The sequence below is a fragment of the Longispora sp. NPDC051575 genome (assembly GCF_040681875.1).
GTDB lineage: Bacteria > Actinomycetota > Actinomycetes > Mycobacteriales > Micromonosporaceae > Longispora.
On sequence record NZ_JBFAZP010000010.1, the window covers coordinates 255,240 to 276,546 of the forward strand.

20 protein-coding genes and 1 tRNA gene are annotated in these 21,307 nt (G+C 70.6%); 10 read left to right on the forward strand and 11 right to left on the reverse strand.

Translation table 11 applies throughout. The features are described from left to right. The first annotated feature begins 94 nt into the window (after nucleotides 1–94). Nucleotides 95–697 carry a DUF1707 domain-containing protein gene (locus AB0M43_RS30285; RefSeq protein ID WP_363729187.1) on the forward strand — a complete coding sequence of 201 codons (603 nt, stop codon included), beginning with the start codon at nucleotides 95–97 and terminating at the stop codon, nucleotides 695–697. A 118-nt stretch (nucleotides 698–815) separates the two neighbouring features. Further along, on the forward strand, nucleotides 816–986 hold the full coding sequence (locus AB0M43_RS30290) for a hypothetical protein (RefSeq protein WP_363729188.1): 171 nt from the start codon (nucleotides 816–818) through the stop codon (nucleotides 984–986). A gap of 176 nt (nucleotides 987–1,162) precedes the next feature. Here AB0M43_RS30290 and AB0M43_RS30295 read toward each other — a convergent pair. Then, nucleotides 1,163–1,236, reverse strand: a tRNA-Gly gene (locus AB0M43_RS30295). A gap of 8 nt (nucleotides 1,237–1,244) precedes the next feature. Beyond that, complete coding sequence (locus AB0M43_RS30300) at nucleotides 1,245–1,724, reverse strand: hypothetical protein (protein ID WP_363729189.1); 480 nt, start codon at nucleotides 1,722–1,724, stop codon at nucleotides 1,245–1,247. A 220-nt stretch (nucleotides 1,725–1,944) separates the two neighbouring features. Between AB0M43_RS30300 and dcd the strand changes: the two genes are divergently transcribed. Then, the gene (gene dcd / locus AB0M43_RS30305; RefSeq protein ID WP_363729190.1) at nucleotides 1,945–2,523 is read left to right on the forward strand and encodes a dCTP deaminase; all 579 of its coding nucleotides are present in this window, start codon (nucleotides 1,945–1,947) and stop codon (nucleotides 2,521–2,523) included. Here dcd and AB0M43_RS30310 read toward each other — a convergent pair. Both AB0M43_RS30310 and AB0M43_RS30315 read right to left on the reverse strand, forming a co-directional pair. After that, on the reverse strand, nucleotides 2,520–3,260 hold the full coding sequence (locus AB0M43_RS30310; RefSeq protein WP_363729191.1) for a laminin G domain-containing protein: 741 nt from the start codon (nucleotides 3,258–3,260) through the stop codon (nucleotides 2,520–2,522). The genes dcd and AB0M43_RS30310 overlap by 4 nt on opposite strands. 228 nt (nucleotides 3,261–3,488) lie before the next feature. Next, nucleotides 3,489–3,815, reverse strand: coding sequence for a hypothetical protein (locus AB0M43_RS30315; RefSeq protein WP_363729192.1), 327 nt, complete (start codon nucleotides 3,813–3,815; stop codon nucleotides 3,489–3,491). Between AB0M43_RS30315 and AB0M43_RS30320 the strand changes: the two genes are divergently transcribed. From AB0M43_RS30320 to AB0M43_RS30345, 6 genes are all read left to right on the forward strand, one after another. After that, complete coding sequence (locus tag AB0M43_RS30320) at nucleotides 3,814–4,095, forward strand: septal ring lytic transglycosylase RlpA family protein (protein WP_363729193.1); 282 nt, start codon at nucleotides 3,814–3,816, stop codon at nucleotides 4,093–4,095. The genes AB0M43_RS30315 and AB0M43_RS30320 overlap by 2 nt on opposite strands. An 86-nt stretch (nucleotides 4,096–4,181) precedes the next feature. Continuing rightward, on the forward strand, nucleotides 4,182–5,288 hold the full coding sequence (locus AB0M43_RS30325) for a PP2C family protein-serine/threonine phosphatase (protein ID WP_363729194.1): 1,107 nt from the start codon (nucleotides 4,182–4,184) through the stop codon (nucleotides 5,286–5,288). 427 nt (nucleotides 5,289–5,715) lie between these two features. Continuing rightward, nucleotides 5,716–7,554, forward strand: coding sequence for an acyl-CoA dehydrogenase (locus tag AB0M43_RS30330; RefSeq protein WP_363729195.1), 1,839 nt, complete (start codon nucleotides 5,716–5,718; stop codon nucleotides 7,552–7,554). 450 nt (nucleotides 7,555–8,004) lie between these two features. Then, on the forward strand, nucleotides 8,005–8,268 hold the full coding sequence (locus tag AB0M43_RS30335) for a hypothetical protein (protein WP_363729196.1): 264 nt from the start codon (nucleotides 8,005–8,007) through the stop codon (nucleotides 8,266–8,268). A 296-nt stretch (nucleotides 8,269–8,564) separates the two neighbouring features. Further along, complete coding sequence (locus AB0M43_RS30340; protein ID WP_363729197.1) at nucleotides 8,565–9,242, forward strand: hemolysin III family protein; 678 nt, start codon at nucleotides 8,565–8,567, stop codon at nucleotides 9,240–9,242. A 29-nt stretch (nucleotides 9,243–9,271) separates the two neighbouring features. After that, the gene (locus AB0M43_RS30345) at nucleotides 9,272–9,763 is read left to right on the forward strand and encodes a histidine phosphatase family protein (RefSeq protein ID WP_363729198.1); all 492 of its coding nucleotides are present in this window, start codon (nucleotides 9,272–9,274) and stop codon (nucleotides 9,761–9,763) included. An 88-nt stretch (nucleotides 9,764–9,851) separates the two neighbouring features. Here AB0M43_RS30345 and AB0M43_RS30350 read toward each other — a convergent pair whose 3' ends face one another. From AB0M43_RS30350 to AB0M43_RS30365, 4 genes are all read right to left on the reverse strand, one after another. After that, nucleotides 9,852–11,675: an NHL domain-containing thioredoxin family protein gene (locus tag AB0M43_RS30350; protein ID WP_363729199.1), complete on the reverse strand. Its 1,824-nt coding sequence runs from the start codon at nucleotides 11,673–11,675 to the stop codon at nucleotides 9,852–9,854. Beyond that, entirely contained in the window at nucleotides 11,672–12,952 is a 1,281-nt protein-coding gene (locus tag AB0M43_RS30355; RefSeq protein WP_363729200.1) for an MFS transporter, read from the reverse strand. The genes AB0M43_RS30350 and AB0M43_RS30355 overlap by 4 nt, the downstream gene beginning before the upstream one ends. 85 nt (nucleotides 12,953–13,037) lie before the next feature. After that, nucleotides 13,038–14,654 carry a hypothetical protein gene (locus tag AB0M43_RS30360; RefSeq protein ID WP_363729201.1) on the reverse strand — a complete coding sequence of 539 codons (1,617 nt, stop codon included), beginning with the start codon at nucleotides 14,652–14,654 and terminating at the stop codon, nucleotides 13,038–13,040. A 173-nt stretch (nucleotides 14,655–14,827) separates the two neighbouring features. Further along, nucleotides 14,828–14,962: a hypothetical protein gene (locus AB0M43_RS30365; protein ID WP_267919994.1), complete on the reverse strand. Its 135-nt coding sequence runs from the start codon at nucleotides 14,960–14,962 to the stop codon at nucleotides 14,828–14,830. A gap of 166 nt (nucleotides 14,963–15,128) precedes the next feature. Between AB0M43_RS30365 and AB0M43_RS30370 the strand changes: the two genes are divergently transcribed. After that, nucleotides 15,129–17,132: a hypothetical protein gene (locus tag AB0M43_RS30370; protein WP_363729202.1), complete on the forward strand. Its 2,004-nt coding sequence runs from the start codon at nucleotides 15,129–15,131 to the stop codon at nucleotides 17,130–17,132. Between the two features lie 184 nt (nucleotides 17,133–17,316). On the opposite strand, the gene AB0M43_RS30375 is transcribed toward AB0M43_RS30370, so the two are convergent. From AB0M43_RS30375 to pdhA, 3 genes are read right to left on the reverse strand one after another with little or no spacing between them, the layout of a single operon-like run. Then, nucleotides 17,317–18,717, reverse strand: a complete 1,401-nt coding sequence (locus AB0M43_RS30375; RefSeq protein ID WP_363729203.1) for a dihydrolipoamide acetyltransferase family protein — start codon at nucleotides 18,715–18,717, stop codon at nucleotides 17,317–17,319. A gap of 2 nt (nucleotides 18,718–18,719) precedes the next feature. Next, nucleotides 18,720–19,703 carry an alpha-ketoacid dehydrogenase subunit beta gene (locus tag AB0M43_RS30380; RefSeq protein ID WP_363729204.1) on the reverse strand — a complete coding sequence of 328 codons (984 nt, stop codon included), beginning with the start codon at nucleotides 19,701–19,703 and terminating at the stop codon, nucleotides 18,720–18,722. Beyond that, nucleotides 19,703–20,836, reverse strand: a complete 1,134-nt coding sequence (pdhA, locus tag AB0M43_RS30385) for a pyruvate dehydrogenase (acetyl-transferring) E1 component subunit alpha (protein ID WP_363729205.1) — start codon at nucleotides 20,834–20,836, stop codon at nucleotides 19,703–19,705. Before pdhA ends, AB0M43_RS30380 begins: the two co-directional genes overlap by 1 nt. Nucleotides 20,837–21,307 lie beyond the last annotated feature (471 nt).

Genomic DNA, 21,307 nt, shown 5'->3' on the forward strand with positions numbered 1-21,307 from the left:
CGGGATCCGGGTGGTCCCGGCTCCGGCCCCGCCGCCTGGCCGGATCCTGACATCACGTTGACGTCACCATGCCATCGACCGTACCGTTTCGGGCATGGGCATCACTGATCTCGAACGCGCACCGGCAGCCGAGGCGCTGCAACGAGCCTGCGGCGAGGGCCGGATCAGTCTCGAGGAGTTCAGCGTCCGGGTGGGCGCGGTCTGGGCCGCCGACGAGCACGAGGAACTGGTGAAGGCCCTCGACGGCGTGGTGGCCATGCGCCAGCCCATCGTCGGGGAGTCCCGGTCCCTGGCGGAGACCAACATCCGCACCATCATGGGCGAGAACCACCGGTCCGGCCGGTGGAACCTCTCGCGGTACCTGAAGATCTTCGTCCTGATGGGCGAGATGAAGCTCGACCTGTGCGACGTGGCCCTGAGCCAGGAGGCGCTGTCCGACGGCATCGTGGACATCAAGGGCACCTGTGTCATGGGCGAGCTGACCATCACGGTCCCGGAGGGCGTCGACGTCGAGCTGTACGGCTCGGTCATCATGGGCGAGCGCAGCCTCAAGCTGGCCCCCGTGCCCCGGCTGCCGGGCACCCCCACGATCCGGATCCACCTGAACGTCGTGATGGGCGAGGTGAAGGTCCGCAGTACCGGTCTGGTCAAGAAGGGCGTTCTGCCCCGATGGGCCCGAGAGCTCCTCGGCAAATAAGTCAATACCCGCTCCCACTTTCGTCGGATGTTGTCACGCAAAGGAACTTAGGGGTTACCTGGAGTCGCTGGCTCTGGCACTCTCTAGGAGATTCCGTTCCGAACCCGCGGAGGTCACGATGGGCAAGCACAGCTACATCGGCTCGGGCGGCGAGAACCTCGCCGACTCCGACAACTCGGCGTACGGCCCCGAGTCCGAAGACCTGAACACGAAGCCCGGCAGACACGCGTTACGGGAGTCCGTCAGCGCGGGATCGGCTCCGACCTCCGCAAAGCAGAACACCGAATAGCTTTTTTCCGGGTACGCCCCGGCCGGGCGTCGGTCGGGGCTGGACCTGGTCGGCCGAGCAGGACAGGGCGGGGCCTCGTCGGTGGTGCCGGGTGGGGCCGGGCCTGTGACGTTGCTCCGGGCGGGACCTGGCCGGCAAACGAGTGAGGCCCCGACCAATGGTCGGGGCCTTTCACGTGGAGCGGGTGACGGGAATCGAACCCGCGCCGTCTGCTTGGGAAGCAGAAACTCTGCCATTGAGCTACACCCGCCAGCGCAGCTACTGTACCCGATCCGCCAGTTTCGCGCTCTCCAGGGCCCGCCACGTCCGGTACTCCGGGGGCCAGCCGCCCCGGCTCCGGTACGTCGCGAGCATCGCCGTCTCCACCGTGAACTCGAACAGTTTCCAGTTGCCGTGCGGTGCCGCGTCGTACGTGGACGCCAGGCGGCGCACCAGGGGCACGTCGAGCACGGGGACGGCCACGCCGGTCAGGTAGGCCTCGTCGTCGACCTCCTCCGACGGGTACGAATGGAGGGCGTAGCGGCCGTCGCGTTCCAGGTCGCGGCGTTTCGGGGAGTCGACGACGAAGCAGTAGAGGCCCTCGTCGGTGATGACGGGGGAGACGGGGTGCAGGCGGGGGCCGCCGTCGGGGCGGACGGTGGCGAGGTAGGCCATTCCTGGCCCGTACTGATGCAGCAGGGCGGCGATCGAGGCGGCGAGCGCGGGATCGGACGCGTTGAACTGGGACCACGTGGTCATGCCTACATACTATCGAACACCTGTTCGACTTGTGCGCAGGACACCCGGTCATCGATGCCATTCCTGGCGCGGATCGGCGCGCCGGAGGCTCGTACCCGGCGTGACCTGGCGTCTGGGTCTGTGACCTGCTGCAGGCTGGTTTCCCATGAGTGGGAATGACCTGTCCCATCCACGGGAAGGCCCATGCCGTGCACGTCACCGGGCCGACTACCCTCGACTTATGCTGCTCTCCGACCGTGACCTGGTGTCCGAGCTCAAGTCGGGCCGCCTCGGCCTGGAGCCCTTCGAGCCCGCCCTCGTGCAGCCGTCGAGCATCGACGTGCGGCTGGACCGGTTGTTCCGGGTGTTCAACAACCACAAGTACACCCACATCGACCCGGCGATCCAGCAGGACGAGCTGACGGAACTGGTCGAGGTCGAGGACGGCAAGCCGTTCGTGCTGCACCCGGGGGAGTTCGTCCTCGGCAGCACCCTGGAGGCGGTCACCCTCCCCGACGACCTCGCCGGCCGGCTGGAGGGCAAGTCGAGCCTCGGGCGGCTGGGGCTGCTGACCCACTCCACGGCCGGGTTCATCGACCCGGGCTTCTCGGGCCACGTCACGCTGGAACTGTCCAACGTGGCGAACCTGCCGATCAAGCTCTGGCCGGGCATGAAGATCGGCCAGCTGTGCATCTTCAAGCTGTCCAGCCCGTCGGAGCACCCGTACGGCTCGGCGATCTACGGTTCGCGGTACCAGGGCCAGCGCGGCCCGACCCCGAGCCGCTCGTACCGCAGCTGGCGCACCTGGTCGACCCGCTAGTCGGCCACCGATACGAACGCCGCCGCCAGTTCCCCCGAGAACTGGTCGTTGTTCGCCCCCGCGTCCTTGCCGCCCAGCCGGAGCGGCTCGTCGTTCTCGACGCTCAGGTCCGCCGGGATGGTGATCTGCCCGGTCCGCGCGCCGTCGACCGTGACGGTCAGCGTCCCGCCGTCGCGTTCGCAGGCCACGTCGTGCCACCGGCCGTCGGCGACCCCGGTGTCGGACAGCGCCATCCAGATCGGGCCGTCCTCGACGAACACGCAGCTCGGGTGCCCGGCGAACCCGTCGACCTGCAACTTGTACTGACTGCCCTGGAGCGAGTACCCCTTCTGGAGGATGTTGGAGCCGTCGGTCGTCTCGGCGGGGGACATCCGCAGCGTCGCGCCGAACCTGAGCCGCCGCTCTCCGGGGTTGAGGTCCTCGGCGGCGCCGCCCTGGAGGATCGCGTGCGGGCAGTGCCGGTCGGCGTCGGCGCAGGGGGCGGGGAAGCGCAGCCGGGGGCGGTCGCCGTCGCGGATCAGGGTGATCGCGCCGCCCCGGGAGGTGTGCGCGGACAGGTCGTGGCCGTGGCCGCTGGCGTCGCGGAGGACGAGCGCGTCACCGTCCGCATCGGCCGTACCCACATTGATCTGGTATGTGGCGAGTGGCTCCCACGGGTCCCCGTCGGCGACCGCGGCGTCGGAGGCCAGGACGACGAACAGCATGCCGGTGACGGCCGCGAAGTGTCTGAAGTGCACGTAGCAAATTGTGCACCAATCGCGACTAACGGTAGTAAAGGCTGGGCCGATCAGCCGACCCCACCCCCGGACCGACCAGCCAATTAACCGGACAAGGTTACCAATTTGGGGTCCGTCCAGTTGAGCTACTGGTGACTGTGTGTCTACGGTCGCCAGGTCCTGTCGTCTAGGAAAGGTTCACCTCTTGACCGGCCACCAAGCCGTAGAAGAAGAACCCACCCCTAAGTCTCACCGCTTCCAGTCGCGTCGGCTACAGATCGTCACCGGCACGGCGGTACTCGGAATCCTGGCCGGCGTGGGCTTCGCCACCGTCCAGCTGACGTCCGCCCCGGACACCCGGAACACCTCCTCCGTCCGGGAGATCGCGGACCGCGCCGACCGGGACAAGCGGCCGACCGAGTCGCCGTCGCCCTCCCCGTCGCTGTCGCCCTCCGCCTCGCCCAGCCCCTCGCCGAGCGCGTCGCCGACCCCCTCGCTCTCGCCGAAGCCGGCGCCCCCGAAGACCACGAAGGCCGCCCCGCCGGCGAACGTGACCAACTCGGGCTCCTGCGCCATGTCGTACTACGGCGACGGCGACGGTTTCGACGGCGGTACGACCGCCAACGGGGAGAAGTTCGACGCCAACGCGATGACGGCGGCCCACAAGTCGCTGCCGTTCAACACCAAGGTCCGGATCACCAACCCGGCCAACGGCAAGTCGGTCATCGTGCGGATCACGGACCGGGGTCCGTACTCCGGAGATCGGTGCATTGACCTCTCCGCCGGGGCATTCGGGGCGATAGCGCCGAAATCCCAAGGAGTACTGAAATCGGCCAAGTGGGAAGTATTGGGCTGATCGTTCGGCGGGTCTGACCGTAAAGCTCTTCTGATGCCCGCTTCGGCGAGGCATGCTGAGACAACCGTCTTCGCCGCGGAGAGGCTATGTCACTGCAGCAGACCCGTCGCACACACAGGCCGGAAGCACGCGCCGGTCTGGGTGCGGCATTTGTGCTGCTTGCGTTGATCGTCGTCATCGAGATCGCGGATGGCGAACGGCCGAACTATCTCGGCCTGCTCGCCCTGCCGCCGCTGCTGTCCGCCGCGTTCGCCGGCTGGCGCTCCGTCCTGATCACCGGAGCCGCGAGCTTCGGGGTCGGCTGCGCCTTCGTCATGATGCCGGACTCCGGCCACTGGTACACCGCGGCCGTGCTGCAACTGGTCGCCGTGTGCCTGAGCACCGGGATCGGGATCGGGGTCGCCAAGTTCCGGGGTCGCCAGCTCGAACAGCTCGCCACCCTGACCCACCTAGCCTCGGTCGCCCAGCAGGCCATCCTGCGCCCGATCGGCCCGCAGGCCGGCAACCTGGCCATCTCGGGCCGGTACGTGTCCGCGAGCGCCGAGGCCGACATCGGCGGCGACCTGTACGAGGCCCTCGACACCCCTTACGGCACCCGGCTGCTGATCGGCGACGTCCGGGGCAAGGGCCTGGAGGCCGTCCGCCTGGCCAGCGGTGTACTCGGCTCCTACCGGCACGTCGCGTACGAGCGCTCGGACCTGCGCGCCATCGTCTCCGACCTGGACCGCGCCGTCTCCCGCTCCGTCGGCTACGAGGACTTCGTCACCGCCGCCATCATCGAGGAGCGCGGCGGCACCCTGACCGTGGTGAACTGCGGCCACCCGCCACCGCTGCTGCTCCGCCGGGGCCAGGTCATCTCCCTGGACCCGCCGGCCCCCGCGCCGCCGCTGGGCTTCATGCCGGCCCCGCCGCCCCGGGTCGAACGCCTGGAGCCCGGCGACCGGCTGCTGCTGTACACGGACGGGCTCACCGAGGCGCGCCGGTCGGGGGAGTTCTTCCCGATCCAGGAGCGCGCCTGGGGGCTGCTCGGCCACGGGACGGTCGCCGACGGGCTGGCCTCGCTGGAGACCGCCCTGCTGGACTGGGTGCACGGGGTGCTGGACGACGACATCGCCATGGTGCTGCTGGAGTACACGGCGACCAGGCCGCCGGTCGAGCCGGCGACGCCGAGCTGGGCGGTCGGGGAGAACTGAGGACGGCGGCCCGGGCGGCACAATGCCTGGGGACGCGGGCTCAGCGCCGGGGTTCCGGCACGGCTCCGGCCTGGCGTGGTCCGGCTCCGAGCAGGGAAAAGGGGCCCGGGTGGCGTAGTCCCGGACCCCTTTGGGTTGTTCCCCCAGCGCGCTAGGACCCAGCGCGGTGGCGGCCGCGGTAGCGCCCAGTGAAGATGCGCTTCATTCTCTTCAGCATCTCGCTCGCCTCCCGATCGACTCACGTCACCGTGTTTGAGTAGGAAACGAGCATTCACGTCAATGGGTGACGCTCTGTCGGGTTGCCGTCACCCTGGAGAAACTGTGATGCGCATCACATCAAACCGGCCCGGCAAGAGGCTACTCCTAGGTAATATACTTAAGTTACCGGGAAGTAACATGACTCTGAGGCCACCGGGGAGCGGTACCGATGACGCATTACAAGAGCAATCTGCGGGACCTTGAGTTCAACCTGTTCGAGATGTTCGGCCTGGGCGACGTGCTCGGCACCGGGCCCTACTCCGAGCTGGACCGCGACACCGCGCACAGCATCCTCGGCGAGGTCGAGCGGCTCGCGCGCGAGGACCTCGCCGCCAGCTTCCTCGACGGCGACCGCAACCCGCCGGTCTTCGACCCGGCCACCAGCACCGCGCTGCTGCCCGAGTCCTTCAAGAAGTCCTTCAAGGCGATGATGGACTCCGAGTTCTGGCGCCTCGACCTGCCCGAGGGCCTCGGCGGCACCAACGCCCCGCGCACCCTGTGGTGGGCGATCGCCGAGATGGTCCTGGGCGCCAACCCCGCCATCTGGATGTACGCGGCGGGCCCGTCCTTCGCGCACACCCTGTTCCGTGAGGGCACGCCTGAGCAGAAGGAGTGGTCGAAGCTCTTCGTCGAGAAGCAGTGGGGCGCCACGATGGTCCTCACCGAGCCCGACGCGGGTTCCGACGTCGGCGCGGGCCGCACGAAGGCGTACCTGCAGCCTGATGGTTCGTGGCACCTGGAGGGTGTGAAGCGGTTCATCACCTCGGGCGAGCACGACCTGTCCGACAACATCATCCACTATGTCCTCGCCCGCCCGGTCGGCGTCGAGGGCGTCGGTGGCCCCGGTACCAAGGGACTCTCGCTCTTCGTCGTTCCGAAGCACTTCTTCGACGCCGAGACCGGTGAGCTGACCGGCCGCAACGGCGCCTACGTCACCAACGTCGAGCACAAGATGGGCCTGAAGGTCTCCACCACGTGCGAGCTGACCCTCGGCGAGAACGAGCCCGCCAAGGGCTGGCTGATGGGCGAGATCCACGACGGCATCCGCCAGATGTTCCTCATCATCGAGTACGCCCGGATGATGGTCGGCACCAAGGCCATCGCGACCCTGTCGACCGGCTACCTCAACGCGCTGGACTACGCCAAGCAGCGCGTGCAGGGCGCCGACCTGACCAACCCCGGCCAGGCCGCCCCCCGGGTCACGATCACCCACCACCCGGACGTCCGCCGCTCCCTGATGCTGCAGAAGTCCTACGCCGAGGGCCTGCGCGCGCTCGTCTTCTACACCGCCCAGTGGCAGGACAAGGTCAAGCTCGCCGAGGCGTCCGGGGACACCGACGCGGCCGAGCTGGCCACCCGGGTCAACGACCTGCTCCTCCCGCTCGTGAAGGGCTGCGGCTCCGAGCGCGCCTACGAACTGCTCGGGCACGAGAGCCTGCAGATCTTCGGCGGCTCCGGGTTCCTCCAGGACTACCCCCTGGAGCAGTACGTCCGCGACTCGAAGATCGACACCCTGTACGAGGGCACCACCGCCATCCAGTCCCTCGACCTGATCTTCCGCAAGGTCGTCAAGGACGGCGGCGTCGCCCTGGCCACCGTCGCCGGCGAGATCCAGGCGTTCCTGGAGTCCGGCGCCGGCAACGGCCAGCTCAAGGAGGAACGCGCCGCGCTCGCCAAGGCAGCCGGTGACGTCCAGGGCATGGTCGGCATCCTCGGCGGATTCCTCGGCGAGGCCCAGCAGACCCCGACCGAGCTGTACAAGGTCGGCCTGCACTCCCGCCGCCTGCTCCTCGCCGTCGGCGACCTGATCGTGGCGTGGCTGCTCCAGCGCCAGGCCGAGATCGCCCTCGCCCGGCTCAACGAGAACCCGGCCGACACGTTCTACCAGGGCAAGGTCGCCGCCGCGCGCTTCTTCGCCCGCGAGGTCCTGCCCCGCCTGACCTCCGACCGCAAGATCATGGAGAACGCCAACGGCGACCTGATGGACCTGTCCGAGGACGCGTTCTAGGAACCCCCGGCGTTTCGGCCCCCGCACACGGCAACTCCGTGCGGGGGCCGAAACGTTCCACAACCCTTGACGGGTACCGGAGGGCAGGCTGTCCCGCCGGGCAGGTCTGCGGGACGACGCGGCTGTCCGACGCGCCGGAGAACGGCCGTGTCGTGCCAGAGGGGGCGGACTCGCGGGCCGTGTCCTGTCTGAGCTGGCGGGCTCGCGGCGGTGGCGGGGACCTCGCGTGCTCCTGTGTGGTGGCTGCCGGCCGCGCTGCCGGCGAGCCGATGCGCGTCGGGTCGGTGACGCGGCGTAACCATCTCATGATCTTGGTTGTGGGTCCTTGACCTGGGGTGCCGGGGGTGGACAGTGCGATGTCAGCGGGGTGCAAGCGGTGTTTGGGAGGCTGTTTGCGGCGCGTGAGTACTCTCCGCGCATATCCCTCACGCGAAAGGCTCGAACCGCATCATGAACCGTCGTCACCTCCTCCAGATGCTCGGACTAGCGGCGGTCGGCACCGCCACCCTGTCGGGCTGCAAGAGGCGGTCCCGGGTCCGGACCCGCACCAACACCACCACGCCGACCCCGACGCCGACCCGCGCGACCGGCACGACCGCGCGCACCACCGCGCCGACCCGCACCACCGGGGCGACGCGGACGTCGACGCCGGCCCGCAGCACCGCCACGCCGACCCGCCGGGCAGGGTTCCCGACGGCCTCGCCGACCCGCTGAACCGGTACCGGGCACGCCGGGTGGACCGGTGTGCCCGGAGAGGCCGCCCGAGCCGGCCGGCGCCACTCCGAGCCTGGGAAGCTGTGCCCACGTGGCGCGGAAGTAGTGCCTCCGCACCCGGCGCGCTCCGGGCACGTTTGCGGGTCGGGCGCCGCTCGCAACCGCGCAGCCCCATGGCCACGCTTCGAGCCGCGCAGCCCCACGGCCACGCCGCTCCGACCGCGTCCCCCGGGAATTCGGGTGATTGTGAGACGAAGCATGTTTGTCGCGAACCTACGGGACCGTAACCTTGGGGAGTGACGACTCAGGTCAGCCCGCCTGCTGAGCGGTTCATCTTCCACAAGCCCCGCGCCCGGGGCTGGCTGCACGTCTACGCCTTCTTCACGGCCATCGTGTGCGGCATCGTGCTGACCTCGCTGGCCGCCACCCGCCCCGGCTGGGCGCCTCTCGTCGCCACCGGCATCTACTGCCTGACGATCTGCGGCCTCTTCGGGGTCAGCGCGCTCTACCATCGCCGGTGGTGGACCCATCGCGGGTTCAAGATGATGCGCCGGCTCGACCACTCGATGATTTTCGTGTTCATCGCGGGGACGTACACCCCGTTCAGCGTCCTCCTGCTGCCCAAGAGCACCGCCACGGTCATCCTGTCGGTCGTGTGGGGCGGCGCCCTGGCTGGCGTCGCGCTCAAGATGGCCTGGCCGGACTCGCCGCGCTGGCTGGCCGTCCCGTTGTACATCGCCCTGGGCTGGGTGGCCGTGTTCGCGCTGCCGACGTTCCTGAGCGCAGGGGGCGTCACCCTGCTGGTACTCCTGGCGGTCGGCGGGGCGGCGTACACCGTCGGGGGCGTTCTCTATGCCCTCAAGCGTCCCAATCCATGGCCCGACACCTTCGGTCACCACGAGTTCTTCCACGCGTGCACCCTGGTCGCGGCCCTCGCCCACCACATCGCGGTCTACTTCGCGCTCTACGCCTAACCGCCGCCTCTGCCCGGTAACCTGAACGCGTGTCCACCTCCACATCGGAACGCACACTCGTCCTGTTGCGGCACGCGAAGGCCGAGGATCCCGGTTCCGTGCCCGACGCGCAGCGTTCGCTCACCAAACGCGGCCTCCTGGACGCCGCTGCCGCAGGTGCCTGGCTGGCCGGGCAGGGCATCGCGCCCCAGCTCGTGCTGTGCTCGCCCGCGCGCCGGACCAAGGAGACGTGGCACCAGGTGGCCGGCGCGCTGACCGAGGCGCCCGAGGTGGCCTACGTCGAGGAGATCTACTCCGGTGGCCCGTGGGAGCTGCTGGAGCTGCTGCGGTCCGTGACCGCCACGACGGTGCTGGTCATCGGGCACAACCCGACGCTGGAGCTGTTGGCGGCGCTGCTGGACCCGGAGGGCGGGGACAGGATGCGGACGGCCTCGTTCAGCGTGCACACGCAGGCGGGGCCGTGGGCCGAGCTGGGGGCCCGGACGGCCCCCGTCTCGGTCACGCACGTGTCGCGGGGCTGAGGCTCCGGCCGGCTAGTCCAGGCCCCACACCACCAGCACCAGCCGGTGAGCTAGTCCAGGCCTCACAGCACCAGCGCCGGCCGGTGGGCTAGTCCAGGCCCCGGAGCACCAGTGCCAGCCGGGTCGCCCCACCCTCGATGACCCGGATCGGCACCCCCCAGTCCTGCCTGGTCAGGTGGCACGCCGGGTTCTCCGCCTCCGCGTCGCACGTCGCCGCCTGCGCGACCACCTGCAGAACCCCGGACCCCTCGGCGAGGACCAGCTCGCGGTGCAGGTCCGTGTGCACGCCCGCGCCGTCGAGCAGCAGCCCGGTCGGGGACGCCGACACGTCGAGCCGGGTCGACGGGCCGTAGGTCTCGTCCAGTTTCTGGCCCGGCGCGGGTTCGAAGACGATCCGCAATTCCACCGGGCCGGGGGCCAGGTCCGTCACGGGCCGCTCGACCCGCAGCCGTGAGCCGCTGACGCTGAGCCCGCCGACGACCGGACGGGTCAGGCGGTGCGCGGCCGACTCGACCACCACCAGCTCGTCGGCGACCACCAGCACGTCGCTCGGTTCGGAAAGATCCGTCGCGAGGGTACTGACCGTGCCGCTGACCGGGTCGTACAGCCGCAGCGCCCCGTTGTACGTGTCCGCGACGGCCACCGTGCCGTCCGCGAGCGCCGCCACCCCGAGCGGATGCTGGAACAGGGCGCCGGCCGCCGGCCCGTCCACGTGCCCGAAGTCGAACAGCCCCTGCCCGACGGCCGTGTGCAGGACGCCGTCCTCCACGTACCGCAGGGCGGAGGTCTCCGCGTCGGCCAGCCACAGCCGGCGGCCGTCGGGGCTGACGGACAGGCCGGAGGGCTGGGCGAGCCAGGTGTCGGCGAGCGCGCCGTCCTTGAGGGCCTCGACCGTGGTGCCCGCGTAGCAGCCGGCGGTGCGCTTGACCGGGTCGAACCACCACAGCGTGTGGGTACCGGCCATGGCGATGACGACCTTGCCGTCGTACCAGGCGACGTCCCACGGGGAGGACAGGTCCACCGCCCGCGCGTCGTGGGCGTGGTAGTCGAGGGTGCCGCGCCACTGTCGGCCCGTACCGGCGACGGTGGTGACCGTGCCGTCGGAGAGCTTCACGCCCCGGAGCAGGTGGTTGACCGTGTCGGCGACCACGACGTCGTACCCGGCGATCGAGGCGACGTTGGCGGGCAGCAGGCACAGGCCCTGCGGCTCGTTGAACTGGGCCGGGGAGTCCAGCCGGCCGCGCTGGCCCACGCCGATCCGGTGGAGCACGGTCTCGCCGTCGGTGCCGAGCTCCACGAGGGAGTGGTTGGCGGAGTCGGAGACGAGGAGGGTGTCCTCCGTGGCGCCCCGGCGCGCGGCCGGCAGCACGATCGCCTTGCCCGGGAAGCGCAGCGCGGTCTCCGGTGCCGGCGGGGCCACGTACGGCCCGTCGCCGCGGTGCAGGGTGCCCTTGCGCTCGTGCTCGTCGACCAGCTCCGTCAGCAGCCGGTCGAGGCCCTCGGCGTGCCCCTCGCCGGCCATCGACGCCACGAGGTAGCCCTCGGGGTCGACCACGGCGAGGGTGGGCCACGCGCGGGCCGCGTAGTTCTGCCAGGTGATCAGCTCGGGGTCGTCGAGGACGGGGTGGGCCACGCCGTACCGTTCCACGGCCGCGGCCACCGCCGCCTCGTCCTTCTCGTGCTCGAACTTCGGCGAGTGCACGCCGATCACGACCAGCACGTCGGAGAACTTCTCCTCCAACGGGCGCAGCTCGTCGAGGACGTGCAGGCAGTTCACGCAGCAGAACGTCCAGAAGTCCAGCAGCACGATCTTGCCGCGGAGGTCCGCGAGGGTCAGGGCGTTGCCGCCGGTGTTCAGCCAGCCCCGGCCGCGCAGCTGGGGCGCCCGGACCCGGGCCTCACGTCGCGTCATGCCTTGACTGTAGCCAGTTCCGGTTCGACCGGGGTGAGGTCACGGCCGTCCTGCGCCGGGGTGAGCAGCGGCCGCAGTGACACGGCCAACACGCACGCCACGAGCGACCCGCCGACGACCAGCGCGACCCACCAGCCGCCGTGCCCGCCGCCGATCAGGGGACCGGCGCTGACCGGGCCGATCACGCCGCTGACCCCGAAGACCATCGAACCCATCGCGTTGTACCGGCCGCGCAGCTCCGGCTTCGCCAACGCGTTCGTGATCGCGGGCATCACCGGGGACATCATCGTCTCGCCCAGGGAGAAGATCACGGCACAGGTGAGCACAGCGCCCGCCGCTGCGACCGTGCCGGGGACGAGCCCGCCGATCCCGAGCACCGCCCAGGACGCCGCGAACAGCGCCCCGGTGCCGGCGAGCCCCAGCGCGCGGCTGCGGCCCTCCAGCCAGCGCAGCACGAGCAGCTGCACCGACACGATGGTCAGCGCGTTGCACGCGAACGCCGCGCCGATCACCTTGGGGGAGACGTCCGCGACCGTACTCGCGTAGGCGGTGAAGCCGATCTCCATCTGCGCGTAACCGCAGATCGCGAGCACCAGGCTCAGCGCGATCAGCCTGCGGAACGGCTTGTCCCGCAGCACCGTGAGGTAGCCGCCCGAGGGGACGGGCGCGCCGTCCTCCTGCTGGGCCCGGGCCACCCGGTGGCCGATGTGCGGCATGGTCAGCAGGATGATCGCCGGGATGATGTTGCCGATCCCGCTCAGCACGTAGACCAGCTCGAACGAGGCGGGCCGGGCGACGTCGACGATCACGCCGGACAGCAGGCCGCCGATGCCGATGCCGAGGTTGACCAGGGTGAAGTTCAACCCGAAGGTCTTCTGCCGCTCCGGCTCGCTGGTCACGCTGGTCATCACGGTGTTCATCCCGGACCACAGCACCGCGCCGCCGAGCGCGACACCCGTCATCGACAGGTACGCGTGCCAGGGCTCGTGGACCAGCGCGATCGAGCCGACGCCGACCGCCTCGATCAGGAACCCGGGCAGCAGCACCTTCCGCGCGCCGAACCGGTCGATCAGCGAGCCGCCCACCGGGGCGAGGGCGAGGGTGAGCACGCCCATCCAGCCGACGGCGAAGCTCACCGTGGTGGCGGACAGGCCGCGCACCTCGTGCAGGTAGACGAAGAGGAACGGCAGGGTCAGGCCACGGGCGACCGTGGACAACAGGGTGCCGAGCAGAAGACGGCGCGCCTCGGGGCGGGAGGGGAGTGACGCACGGAACATGTCCGCAGTCTGCGCCTCCGGTACGACAAGAAGCCAACGGAATAGCGCCCCACTGTGAGGTAAGGAACAGTGGGGCGCTGAATCGTTACTTGGACGGCTTGAGGCAGAGCACCTTCTCGCTCTTGTCCTTGTTCGTCAGAATCACCACGGGCTGGGTGGAGTCGCACTTTTCCTGGGAGTCCACCGACTTCGTGATCTTGTACGTGTCCTTGGCCCCGCACTTCGCCGGCTTCGCCTCCGCGCCCTTGCGGGCCACGCACGAGCCGACCGAGTAGTCGGTGCCCCCGAACGCCCAGTAGGCGATGCCGGCCGCGCCGACGGCCAGCAGGACGAGCCCGAGCACCAGGGCCGCGATCTTGAGCCCCTTGCCCTTCTTCTTCGCCGGCTCGCCGACCGGCTCGCCGGGCACGCCCACCGGGTACTGCTCGGCCGGGAACGGCGACGCCGCGTACGGGGCCGGCGGCACCGGGGTGCCGTACGTGGCGGTGCTCGGCGGCGGAACGGTCGGCGTGCCGTACGCCGGCGGGATGGCGGCCGGGGGGATGCCGGGGGCCGTGGGTGCCGTGGGGGCCTCGGGCGCGGCGAACACCGAGGTGGTCGGCTCGGCCGGGGTCTGGCTGTGCGCGAGGGTGTCGGGGTCGACCGGGGTGCCGTAGACGGCGGGGACCGGAGCGGTCGGGGCCGTCGGCGGTTCGGGGGCGACCGGCGCACCGGAGTGCATCCATGCGGTCTGGTCCTCGGCCGGCGCGGGCTGCGTCCACGCGGTGGTGTCCTCAGCCGGGGCCGGGGCCGGGGCCGGGGCGGGGACCACCGGGTTGGCGGCCGGGGTGGTCCACGCGGTGGTTTCCTCGGCCGGGACCGGAGCCACCGGGCTGGCGGCCGGCGTGGTCCACGCGGTGGTTTCCTCGGCCGGGGCGGAGGCCACCGGGGTGGTCCAGGCGGTGGTCGGCTCCTCGGCCGGGGGCTGCGCGGCCTGCGGTGCCTCGAACACGGCCGTGGCCGGCTCGGCGGCCTCGAACGGCGGGACGCTCGAAGGTGCGGGGGTGACCGGCGCGACCGAGTCGCTCGGCGCGACCGGGGTGACCGGAACGCTCGGCGCGGCCGGGACGGAGACCGTCTGCTCCTCGACCGGTGCGACAGGCTCGACCCGGGCTGACTCGACCCGGGTCGGGGGCTCGACCGGCGCTGCGGGAGCCGCCACGGGCTCGTGGGCCGCTTCGGGAGCGGAGGGGGTCGCGGAGGACGCGGACTTGACGGGTACGGCCACCGTCGCGCTCTCGGCGGGCTCTGCGGCAGACGCGCTCTCCACCGGAGCGGCGGGAGCGGCGGGGGTAGCCGGCTCGGCGGGAGCGGAGTACTCCGGAGTGACCGGAGCGGGAGGGGTCGTGTCGACCGCCTCGGTGGGCGCGTCGACGGCGGGAGCGGCCGGCTGGGCCAGCGTGGGCCCCTCGGCCGACTGCGCGGCACCGGACTCCCCGGCACCAGAAGCGGCACCACCGGACTCCACACCACCGGACCCCGCACCACCAGCGGGCAACGCCTCAGTAGCGCGCTCCGCACCAGCGTCGTGCTCCGAATCACCACCGTGCTCCGGACCGGTGCCCTGCGCGCCGGCGGCGGGCTGCGCGACGGTGGCATCTGACGCGCGGGCGCTGTCGTCCGCGGCCGGCCGGTTGGCCGAGGTCGGGTCCTCGGACGTCATGGGTGTCTCCCTCAGGTCAGTTGATCCGCAGCCACGGTAGCCCGGGGACAGGGCGGCGTCCCAGGAGGTTCCGCACCGGTCCCGGGATCATGCACCGGATACCCACGGTTTATACACCGAAGCCCCGGCAGGCGGTGGCCTGGCCGGGACTTGGTCGAGAGGGAAGTCAGTTTTTAGTAGCGATTCGCAATCGTCAGCAGCTCGTCGCGCAGCGACTGCGAGGGGCAGTTCTGCAGCGCGCGCTCGATGGCACGAGCGCGTCGGTGTGCGGCACGCCGGTTGCGGAAGTTGTCCATGAGCTTGTTCATCGTCTGTCGCCTCGCCCTGTAGCGCGTCTCTTCGTCTTCTCTATTAAAGCTTGTAGAGAGGCCCCTGCGCCACCGATTCTTAGGTGTGCTCCCTCACGTTGCCTACGAATCAACTGTGTCAGCTGGGTGACAGGCAGGTTATCGAAAGGGGCTAGCGTCTTCGGCTATGCGCTGTCTCCTGGCTCTGCTGCCCGCCGTCGCGTACGCGGGCGCGGTGGTCGCGATGTACCCCTCGCGGGGGAATGTCGTCGCCCCCTTCCGGTTGGCGCTGATCCGGGCGGCGGTGGTGCTCGGGGCGTACGCGGTGGGCGGAGTGGAGCTGCTGTCGCGGTACCAGTCGATTGGTTTAAAGGGGTTTGTGTATTTATGGGTCGTGGGTGCGGGGCTCGCGGTCGGGGCCGGCTGGTGGCGGCGGAAGGGATTCCGGCGACCTGAGCTGGGCAGGCTCGACCGGGCGGCCGCGGTGCTCCTCGGCGGGCTCGGGGCCGTGCTGCTCGGCGCGCTCGTGCTCGCGCTGACCTACCCGCCGAACAACTTCGACTCGATGACCTACCACCTGCCCCGGATCGAACACTGGGTCCAGCAGCACACCGTCGAACTGTTCGCGGTCAGGATCCACCGGCAGGTCACGTACCCGCCGGGGTCGGAATACCTGATGCTGCACCTGCGGGTCCTCACCGGCGGGGACCGGTTGCACAACCTCGTGCAGTGGGGCTCGGCGGTCGGCTGCGCGCTCGCCGCCAGCCGGATCGCCGCCCAGCTCGGCGGCGCGCGGCTCGCCCAGATCCTCGCCGCCGTCGTGGTCGGCAGCGCGCCGCTCGTCGCCCTGGAGGCCAGCAGTACCCAGAACGACCTGGTCACGGCCCTGTGGGTCGCCGTCATCGCCACCGTCGCCCTCGACCGGGGCCGCGACCTCGCCACCATCGTGATCCTCGGCCTGGCCACCGGGCTCGTCGCCGTCACCAAGATGACCGGGCTGTTCGGGGCCGCGCCCGTGCTGCTGGTCTGGGGGCTCGTCGCGCTGCGCCGGGCACCCGTCCGCGCGGTGCTCGGCGGGCTCGGGGTGCTCGGGCTCGCGGGGCTGGTGGTGGCGCCGTACCTCGCGCGGACGTACGCGGAGTTCGGGAACGTGCTCGGGCCGGCGTACCTGAGCGACTCCGTGACGATGGGGAAGCACAGCCCGGCGGTGCTGCTGGTCAACGCGCTGATGGTGGTGCAGAGCCTGTTCGACAACCCGTTGACCGTCGGGTTCGCGGAGGGGATCGTGACGCTCGCCCGGTGGCTGGGGGTCGATCCGCATGATCCGGCCACGAGCTTCGGGCCGGCGTTTCCGCAGATCACGTGGTATCCGGACGAGGACCGGTCCTCCTATCCGCTCCAGGCTTTCCTGGTACTGGCCGGGGTGGTGGCGGTGCTGGTCCGGCCCCTTCTCGGTCAGCTCGGGGCGGGTTCCCGGGCCGGGGCTGACCGGATGGGGGCGGGCGACGGGGTCCCGGACGGGGGCGGGGTGGCGCTGGGTGGGGTCGCGCCGGACGGGGTCGCCCCGGACGGGGGGAGCGCGCTGGTCGCGGGGCGGATGAACCCGGCGCGGGTCTACGCGTGCTGTTTCCTCGCCGCCGCCGCCCTGCACGTCTCGATGATCAAGTGGCAGATGTGGGGCAACCGGCTCACCGCGTACCTGCTCGTACTCGGCGCGCCGCTCGCCGGCCTCCTGCTCGCCGCGCTGTGGCGGCGCCGGGCGGTCCTCGTCGCGCCCGTCGTCGCCGTCGCGCTCCTGCTCGGCCTGGCCTCCGTCGGCTACGGCTGGCCCCGGCGGCTCGTCGGCGACAACTCGCTGCTCACCCTCGACGAGGACCAGCGCCGGTTCTCCCGGCGGCCCCTGTGGCAGGCCGACTTCGAGTGGGCGGCGAACCGGGTCGGCGGGGCGCGGGTGATCGGGATCGCGCAGGACAACGACTCCTGGGAGTACCCGTGGTGGTTCCTGCTGCCCGGGCGCGAGTTCCGCGCGCTCCAGAGCCAGGTGCCCAGCAAGCCGGCGACTCCGGCGGGGGAGACCGACGCCGTGGTGTGCACGATCGTCCCGGTCGACAAGTGCGGGTACTACCGGCCGACTGGGTGGTCGTACGAGACCCACGGGACCGTGACCGTGATCCTGCCGCCGGGACGCTGAGGGCGGCGCCCGTGGGCCACCCGCCGGAAGCGCCGACGTCGGCGGGACGCCGCAGCGGAAGCGCCGGGGACGCCGAGGTGGCCTCCCCGTGGAAGTGCCGATGCCCCCGGGCCGGAAACGCGGCGTAACCATCAAAAAGGTCTGGGCCCCGGTGATCGCTCACCGGGGCCCATCCTGTGACTACCTAGCTCCAGCCCAGCAGGGCCGTCTCCGGGTCGCCGAGGAACGCGCCGATGTCCGCGAGGAACTTCGAGCCCAGTTCGCCGTCGATGATCCGGTGGTCGAACGACAGGCCCAGCGTCGTCACCTGACGCGGCTTGACCTTGCCCTTGTGCACCCACGGCATCTCACGGATCGCCCCGAACGCCAGGATCGCCGACTCGCCCGGGGGCAGGATCGGGGTACCGGTGTCCACGCCGTACACGCCGACGTTGGTGATCGTGAACGTGCCGCCGGACATGTCCGCCGGGGAGGTCTTGCCCTCCCGGGCGGTGCCGACCAGCGCGGTGAGCGCGCCCGCCAGCTCCAGGAACGACAGCGAACCGGCGTCCTTGATGTTCGGCACGATCAGCCCGCGCGGGGTGGCGGCGGCGATACCGAGGTTCACCTGGTCCTTGACCACGATCTCCTGGGCGGCCTCGTCCCACGACGAGTTGACCATCGGGTGCTTCTTCAGCGCGGCCGTCACGGCGCGCATGACGAGGAGCAGCGGGGAGATCCGCACGTCCCGCCACTCGCGGTTCTTCTTCAGCCGCTCCAGGGCGTTGACCCCGCGGGTCACGTCCAGGGTGAGGAACTCGGTCACGTGCGGCGCGGTGAACGCCGACCGGACCATGTTCTCGGCGGTGAGCTTGCGGACGCCCTTGATCGGGATCCGGGTCTCGCCGCCGACGGACACGACGCGGGTCGCCGGGGCGGCCGCGACGGGCGCGCTCAGGGCGGCCTGCACGTCGTCCCGGGTGATCGAGCCCTGCGGGCCGGTGCCGACGATCCCGGCGAGGGTGACGCCGAGGTCCTTGGCGAGCTTGCGGACCGGGGGCTTGGCCAGCACGTGCAGCGCGGCGCCGTTCAGGGCGGCCGGCTGGGTGACGACCGGCGCGACGGCCACGGGGGCCGGGGCGACGACGACCGGAACCACGACGGGTACCGGGGCCGGAGCCACGACCGGAGCCGCGACGACGGGTACCGGGGCCGGGGCGTGCGCCGGGGCACCCTTGCGGGCCCGCCGGGTCGCCGTACCGGTCCGGGGACCGTAGCCGACCAGGTTCGCCTCGCGCTCGGGCTTGGCACCCGCCGCCGCCGGGGCGGCCGGGGCCGCCTCGGGGAGCGCGCCCGCACCCGGGTCCGTGTCGTACTCGATGATCGGCGCGCCGACGTTGACCGTGGTGCCCTCGCCGTGGAACAGCTGGGTCACGACACCGACGTACGGCGACGGGATCTCCACGGCCGCCTTGGCCGTCTCGACCTCGACGATCGGCTGGTTCAGCTCGACCGTGTCGCCGACCTTCACCAGCCAGGTGAGGATCTCGCCCTCGGTGAGGCCTTCGCCCAGGTCCGGCAGCTTGAACTGCTTGATCCGCGACATGCTCACCACCCGAACGACTTGTCGACGGCGTCCAGCACCCGGTCGAGGTCCGGGAGGAACTCCTCCTCGACCCGCGACGCCGGGTACGGGATGTCGTAGCCGGTCACGCGCTGGACCGGGGCCTCCAGGGAGTAGAAGCACTCCTCGGTGACCCGGGCCGAGATCTCGGCGCCGATGCCCAGGTTGCGCGAGGCCTCGTGCACGACGACCAGCCGGCCGGTCTTGCGGACCGACTCGAAGATCGGGCCCAGGTCCAGCGGGGACAGGCTGCGCAGGTCGATGACCTCCAGCGAACGGCCGTCCTCGGCGGCGGCGGTGGCCGCTTCCAGGCCGACCTTCACCATCGGGCCGTACGCCACGACGGTCGCGTCCGTGCCCTCGCGGAGCACCGTGGACGTGAACAGCGAGCCGGTCGGCTCCACCGACAGGTCGACGGACGCCTTCTCGTAGTAGCGCCGCTTGGGCTCCATGAACACGATCGGGTCGTCGCTCTGAATGGCCTGCTGGATCATCCAGTACGCGTCGGCGGGGTTGCTGCACGAGACGACCTTGAGGCCGGCGGTGTGCGCGAAGTACGCCTCCGGGGACTCCGAGTGGTGCTCGACCGCGCCGATGCCGCCACCGAACGGGATCCGGATCACGACGGGCATCTTCAGCTTGCCGCCCGACCGGTAGTGCATCTTGGCGAGCTGCGAGACGATCTGGTCGTACGCGGGGTACACGAAACCGTCGAACTGGATCTCCACCACGGGCCGGTAGCCACGGATGGCCAGGCCGATCGCGGTGCCCACGATGCCCGACTCGGCGAGCGGCGTGTCGATGACGCGGTCCTCGCCGAAGTCCTTCTGCAAACCGTCGGTGATCCGGAAGACACCGCCGAGCTTGCCGATGTCCTCGCCCATGAGCACGACCTTCGGGTCGTCCTCCATGGCCTTGCGGAGCCCGGTGTTGAGGGCCTTGGCCAGGGTCAGGGTCTCAGCGGCCATCAGTGGTTACCCCCCTCGAACGAGTTCTCGTACGCCACGAACTCGGCGCGCTGGGCGTCGAGGAGGTGGGAGCCACCCGCGTACACGTTGTCGAACATGCTGACCGGGGCCGGGTCCGGCAGGGCCAGCACCCGCTCGCGCAGGTGCACGGCGACCTTGCCGGCCTCCTTCTCGACGTCCGCGAGGAACGCGTCGTCGGTGAGGCCGCGCTTGTTGAGGTAGAGGCCGAGACGCAGGATCGGGTCCTTCGTCTTCCACTCCTCGACCTCAGCGCCCTGGCGGTACCGGGTCGGGTCGTCCGAGGTGGTGTGCGCGCCCATCCGGTACGTGTACGCCTCGATCATCGTCGGGCCGTTGCCGCGCCGCGCGTTGTCCATGGCGGCCTTGGTGACCGCGTACACCGCGAGGACGTCGTTGCCGTCGACCCGGAGGCCCGGGAAGCCGAAGCCCTGCGCGCGCTGGTACAGCGGCACCCGGGTCTGGCGGATCACGGGCTCGGAGATCGCGTACTGGTTGTTCTGACAGAAGAACACGATCGGCGCGTTGTACGCGGCCGCGAAGACGAACGCCTCGTTCACGTCGCCCTGGCTGCTGGCCCCGTCGCCGAAGAACGCGATCACGGCCTCGCCGTTGTCGTCCCCGACGTTGCCGTCCTTCTGGATGCCCATCGCGTACCCGGCGGCGTGCAGCGTCTGGGCGCCGATCACGATCGTGTACATGTTGAACTTGTACTCGTTCGGGTCCCATCCGCCCTGGTCAACGCCACGGAACAAGCCGAACGGCATGATCGGGTCGATCCCCCGGGTGTACAGGACGCCGTGCTCCCGGTACGTCGGGAAGGCCATGTCCTGCGGGCGCATGGCGCGCCCCGCTCCCACCTGTGCGGCCTCCTGGCCGAGCAGCCCGGCCCACAGGCCCAGCTCGCCCTGGCGCTGGAGTGCGGTCGCCTCTGCGTCCAGTCGACGGACGGTGACGAGGTCGCGGTACAGCCCGCGGAGCTCGTCGTCCGTGAAGTCGACCGTGTAGTCGGGGTGGTCGACGCGATCACCCTCAGGGGTGAGCAGCTGGACGAACTCCGGCTCGCCGCTCTTGCGGCGTCCGGCTTTCGCCTTGGCGTTGGCCCTCTCGGCCATACGGTTTTCCCTTCTCCCTCGCGAGGTGCGCCGACGCAGGGGTGGCGCGCCGGAGCGTGAACGTCTGCCGCGGGAGTTCTGGTCGAGCACCGCGCGGCGGGAGCGCCGGCACGAAAGGCCCGTTTACGCACGGTAGTGCGCCTCGGGCCTCGGTGCCGTCAAGTGCAAGCATCGCACGCCCGGTGAGCGCGACCACAGTCGCGGATGGCTCTCCGTGCACGCCGCGCCGCCATAAATCAACGATAACGGGTGGAACGTGTGATAACTCCACATCAGAAAACGGTCAAGTAAGGGATCGCGCACAGCCTGCGATTACGTCATCCTGTACCTAGGGAGGACACGAGGGAGGCACGGGGATGAATATCCGCGCGGTCGGGGGACTCGTCGCGGTGGCCACTCTGGCAACCGCGGTCGTGATATCTGCCGGCGCATCGAGCATCGATGACACCAGGACCAACTCCACAACCACTC

What these genes read in the sequence shown, in the direction of transcription:
- AB0M43_RS30300 (WP_363729189.1), bottom strand. Translation starts at nt 1,724, where the DNA reads ATGACCACGTGGTCCCAGTTCAACGCGTCCGATCCCGCGCTCGCCGCC.
- pdhA (WP_363729205.1), bottom strand. Translation starts at nt 20,836, where the DNA reads ATGGCCGAGAGGGCCAACGCCAAGGCGAAAGCCGGACGCCGCAAGAGC.
- AB0M43_RS30355 (WP_363729200.1), bottom strand. Translation starts at nt 12,952, where the DNA reads ATGTTCCGTGCGTCACTCCCCTCCCGCCCCGAGGCGCGCCGTCTTCTG.
- AB0M43_RS30375 (WP_363729203.1), bottom strand. Translation starts at nt 18,717, where the DNA reads ATGTCGCGGATCAAGCAGTTCAAGCTGCCGGACCTGGGCGAAGGCCTC.
- AB0M43_RS30290 (WP_363729188.1), top strand. Translation starts at nt 816, where the DNA reads ATGGGCAAGCACAGCTACATCGGCTCGGGCGGCGAGAACCTCGCCGAC.
- AB0M43_RS30380 (WP_363729204.1), bottom strand. Translation starts at nt 19,703, where the DNA reads ATGGCCGCTGAGACCCTGACCCTGGCCAAGGCCCTCAACACCGGGCTC.
- AB0M43_RS30365 (WP_267919994.1), bottom strand. Translation starts at nt 14,962, where the DNA reads ATGAACAAGCTCATGGACAACTTCCGCAACCGGCGTGCCGCACACCGA.
- dcd (WP_363729190.1), top strand. Translation starts at nt 1,945, where the DNA reads ATGCTGCTCTCCGACCGTGACCTGGTGTCCGAGCTCAAGTCGGGCCGC.
- AB0M43_RS30335 (WP_363729196.1), top strand. Translation starts at nt 8,005, where the DNA reads ATGAACCGTCGTCACCTCCTCCAGATGCTCGGACTAGCGGCGGTCGGC.
- AB0M43_RS30370 (WP_363729202.1), top strand. Translation starts at nt 15,129, where the DNA reads ATGCGCTGTCTCCTGGCTCTGCTGCCCGCCGTCGCGTACGCGGGCGCG.
- AB0M43_RS30285 (WP_363729187.1), top strand. Translation starts at nt 95, where the DNA reads ATGGGCATCACTGATCTCGAACGCGCACCGGCAGCCGAGGCGCTGCAA.
- AB0M43_RS30315 (WP_363729192.1), bottom strand. Translation starts at nt 3,815, where the DNA reads ATGGCGCAGGAGCCCGAGTTGGTCACGTTCGCCGGCGGGGCGGCCTTC.
- AB0M43_RS30330 (WP_363729195.1), top strand. Translation starts at nt 5,716, where the DNA reads ATGACGCATTACAAGAGCAATCTGCGGGACCTTGAGTTCAACCTGTTC.
- AB0M43_RS30320 (WP_363729193.1), top strand. Translation starts at nt 3,814, where the DNA reads ATGTCGTACTACGGCGACGGCGACGGTTTCGACGGCGGTACGACCGCC.
- AB0M43_RS30350 (WP_363729199.1), bottom strand. Translation starts at nt 11,675, where the DNA reads ATGACGCGACGTGAGGCCCGGGTCCGGGCGCCCCAGCTGCGCGGCCGG.
- AB0M43_RS30360 (WP_363729201.1), bottom strand. Translation starts at nt 14,654, where the DNA reads ATGACGTCCGAGGACCCGACCTCGGCCAACCGGCCGGCCGCGGACGAC.
- AB0M43_RS30325 (WP_363729194.1), top strand. Translation starts at nt 4,182, where the DNA reads ATGTCACTGCAGCAGACCCGTCGCACACACAGGCCGGAAGCACGCGCC.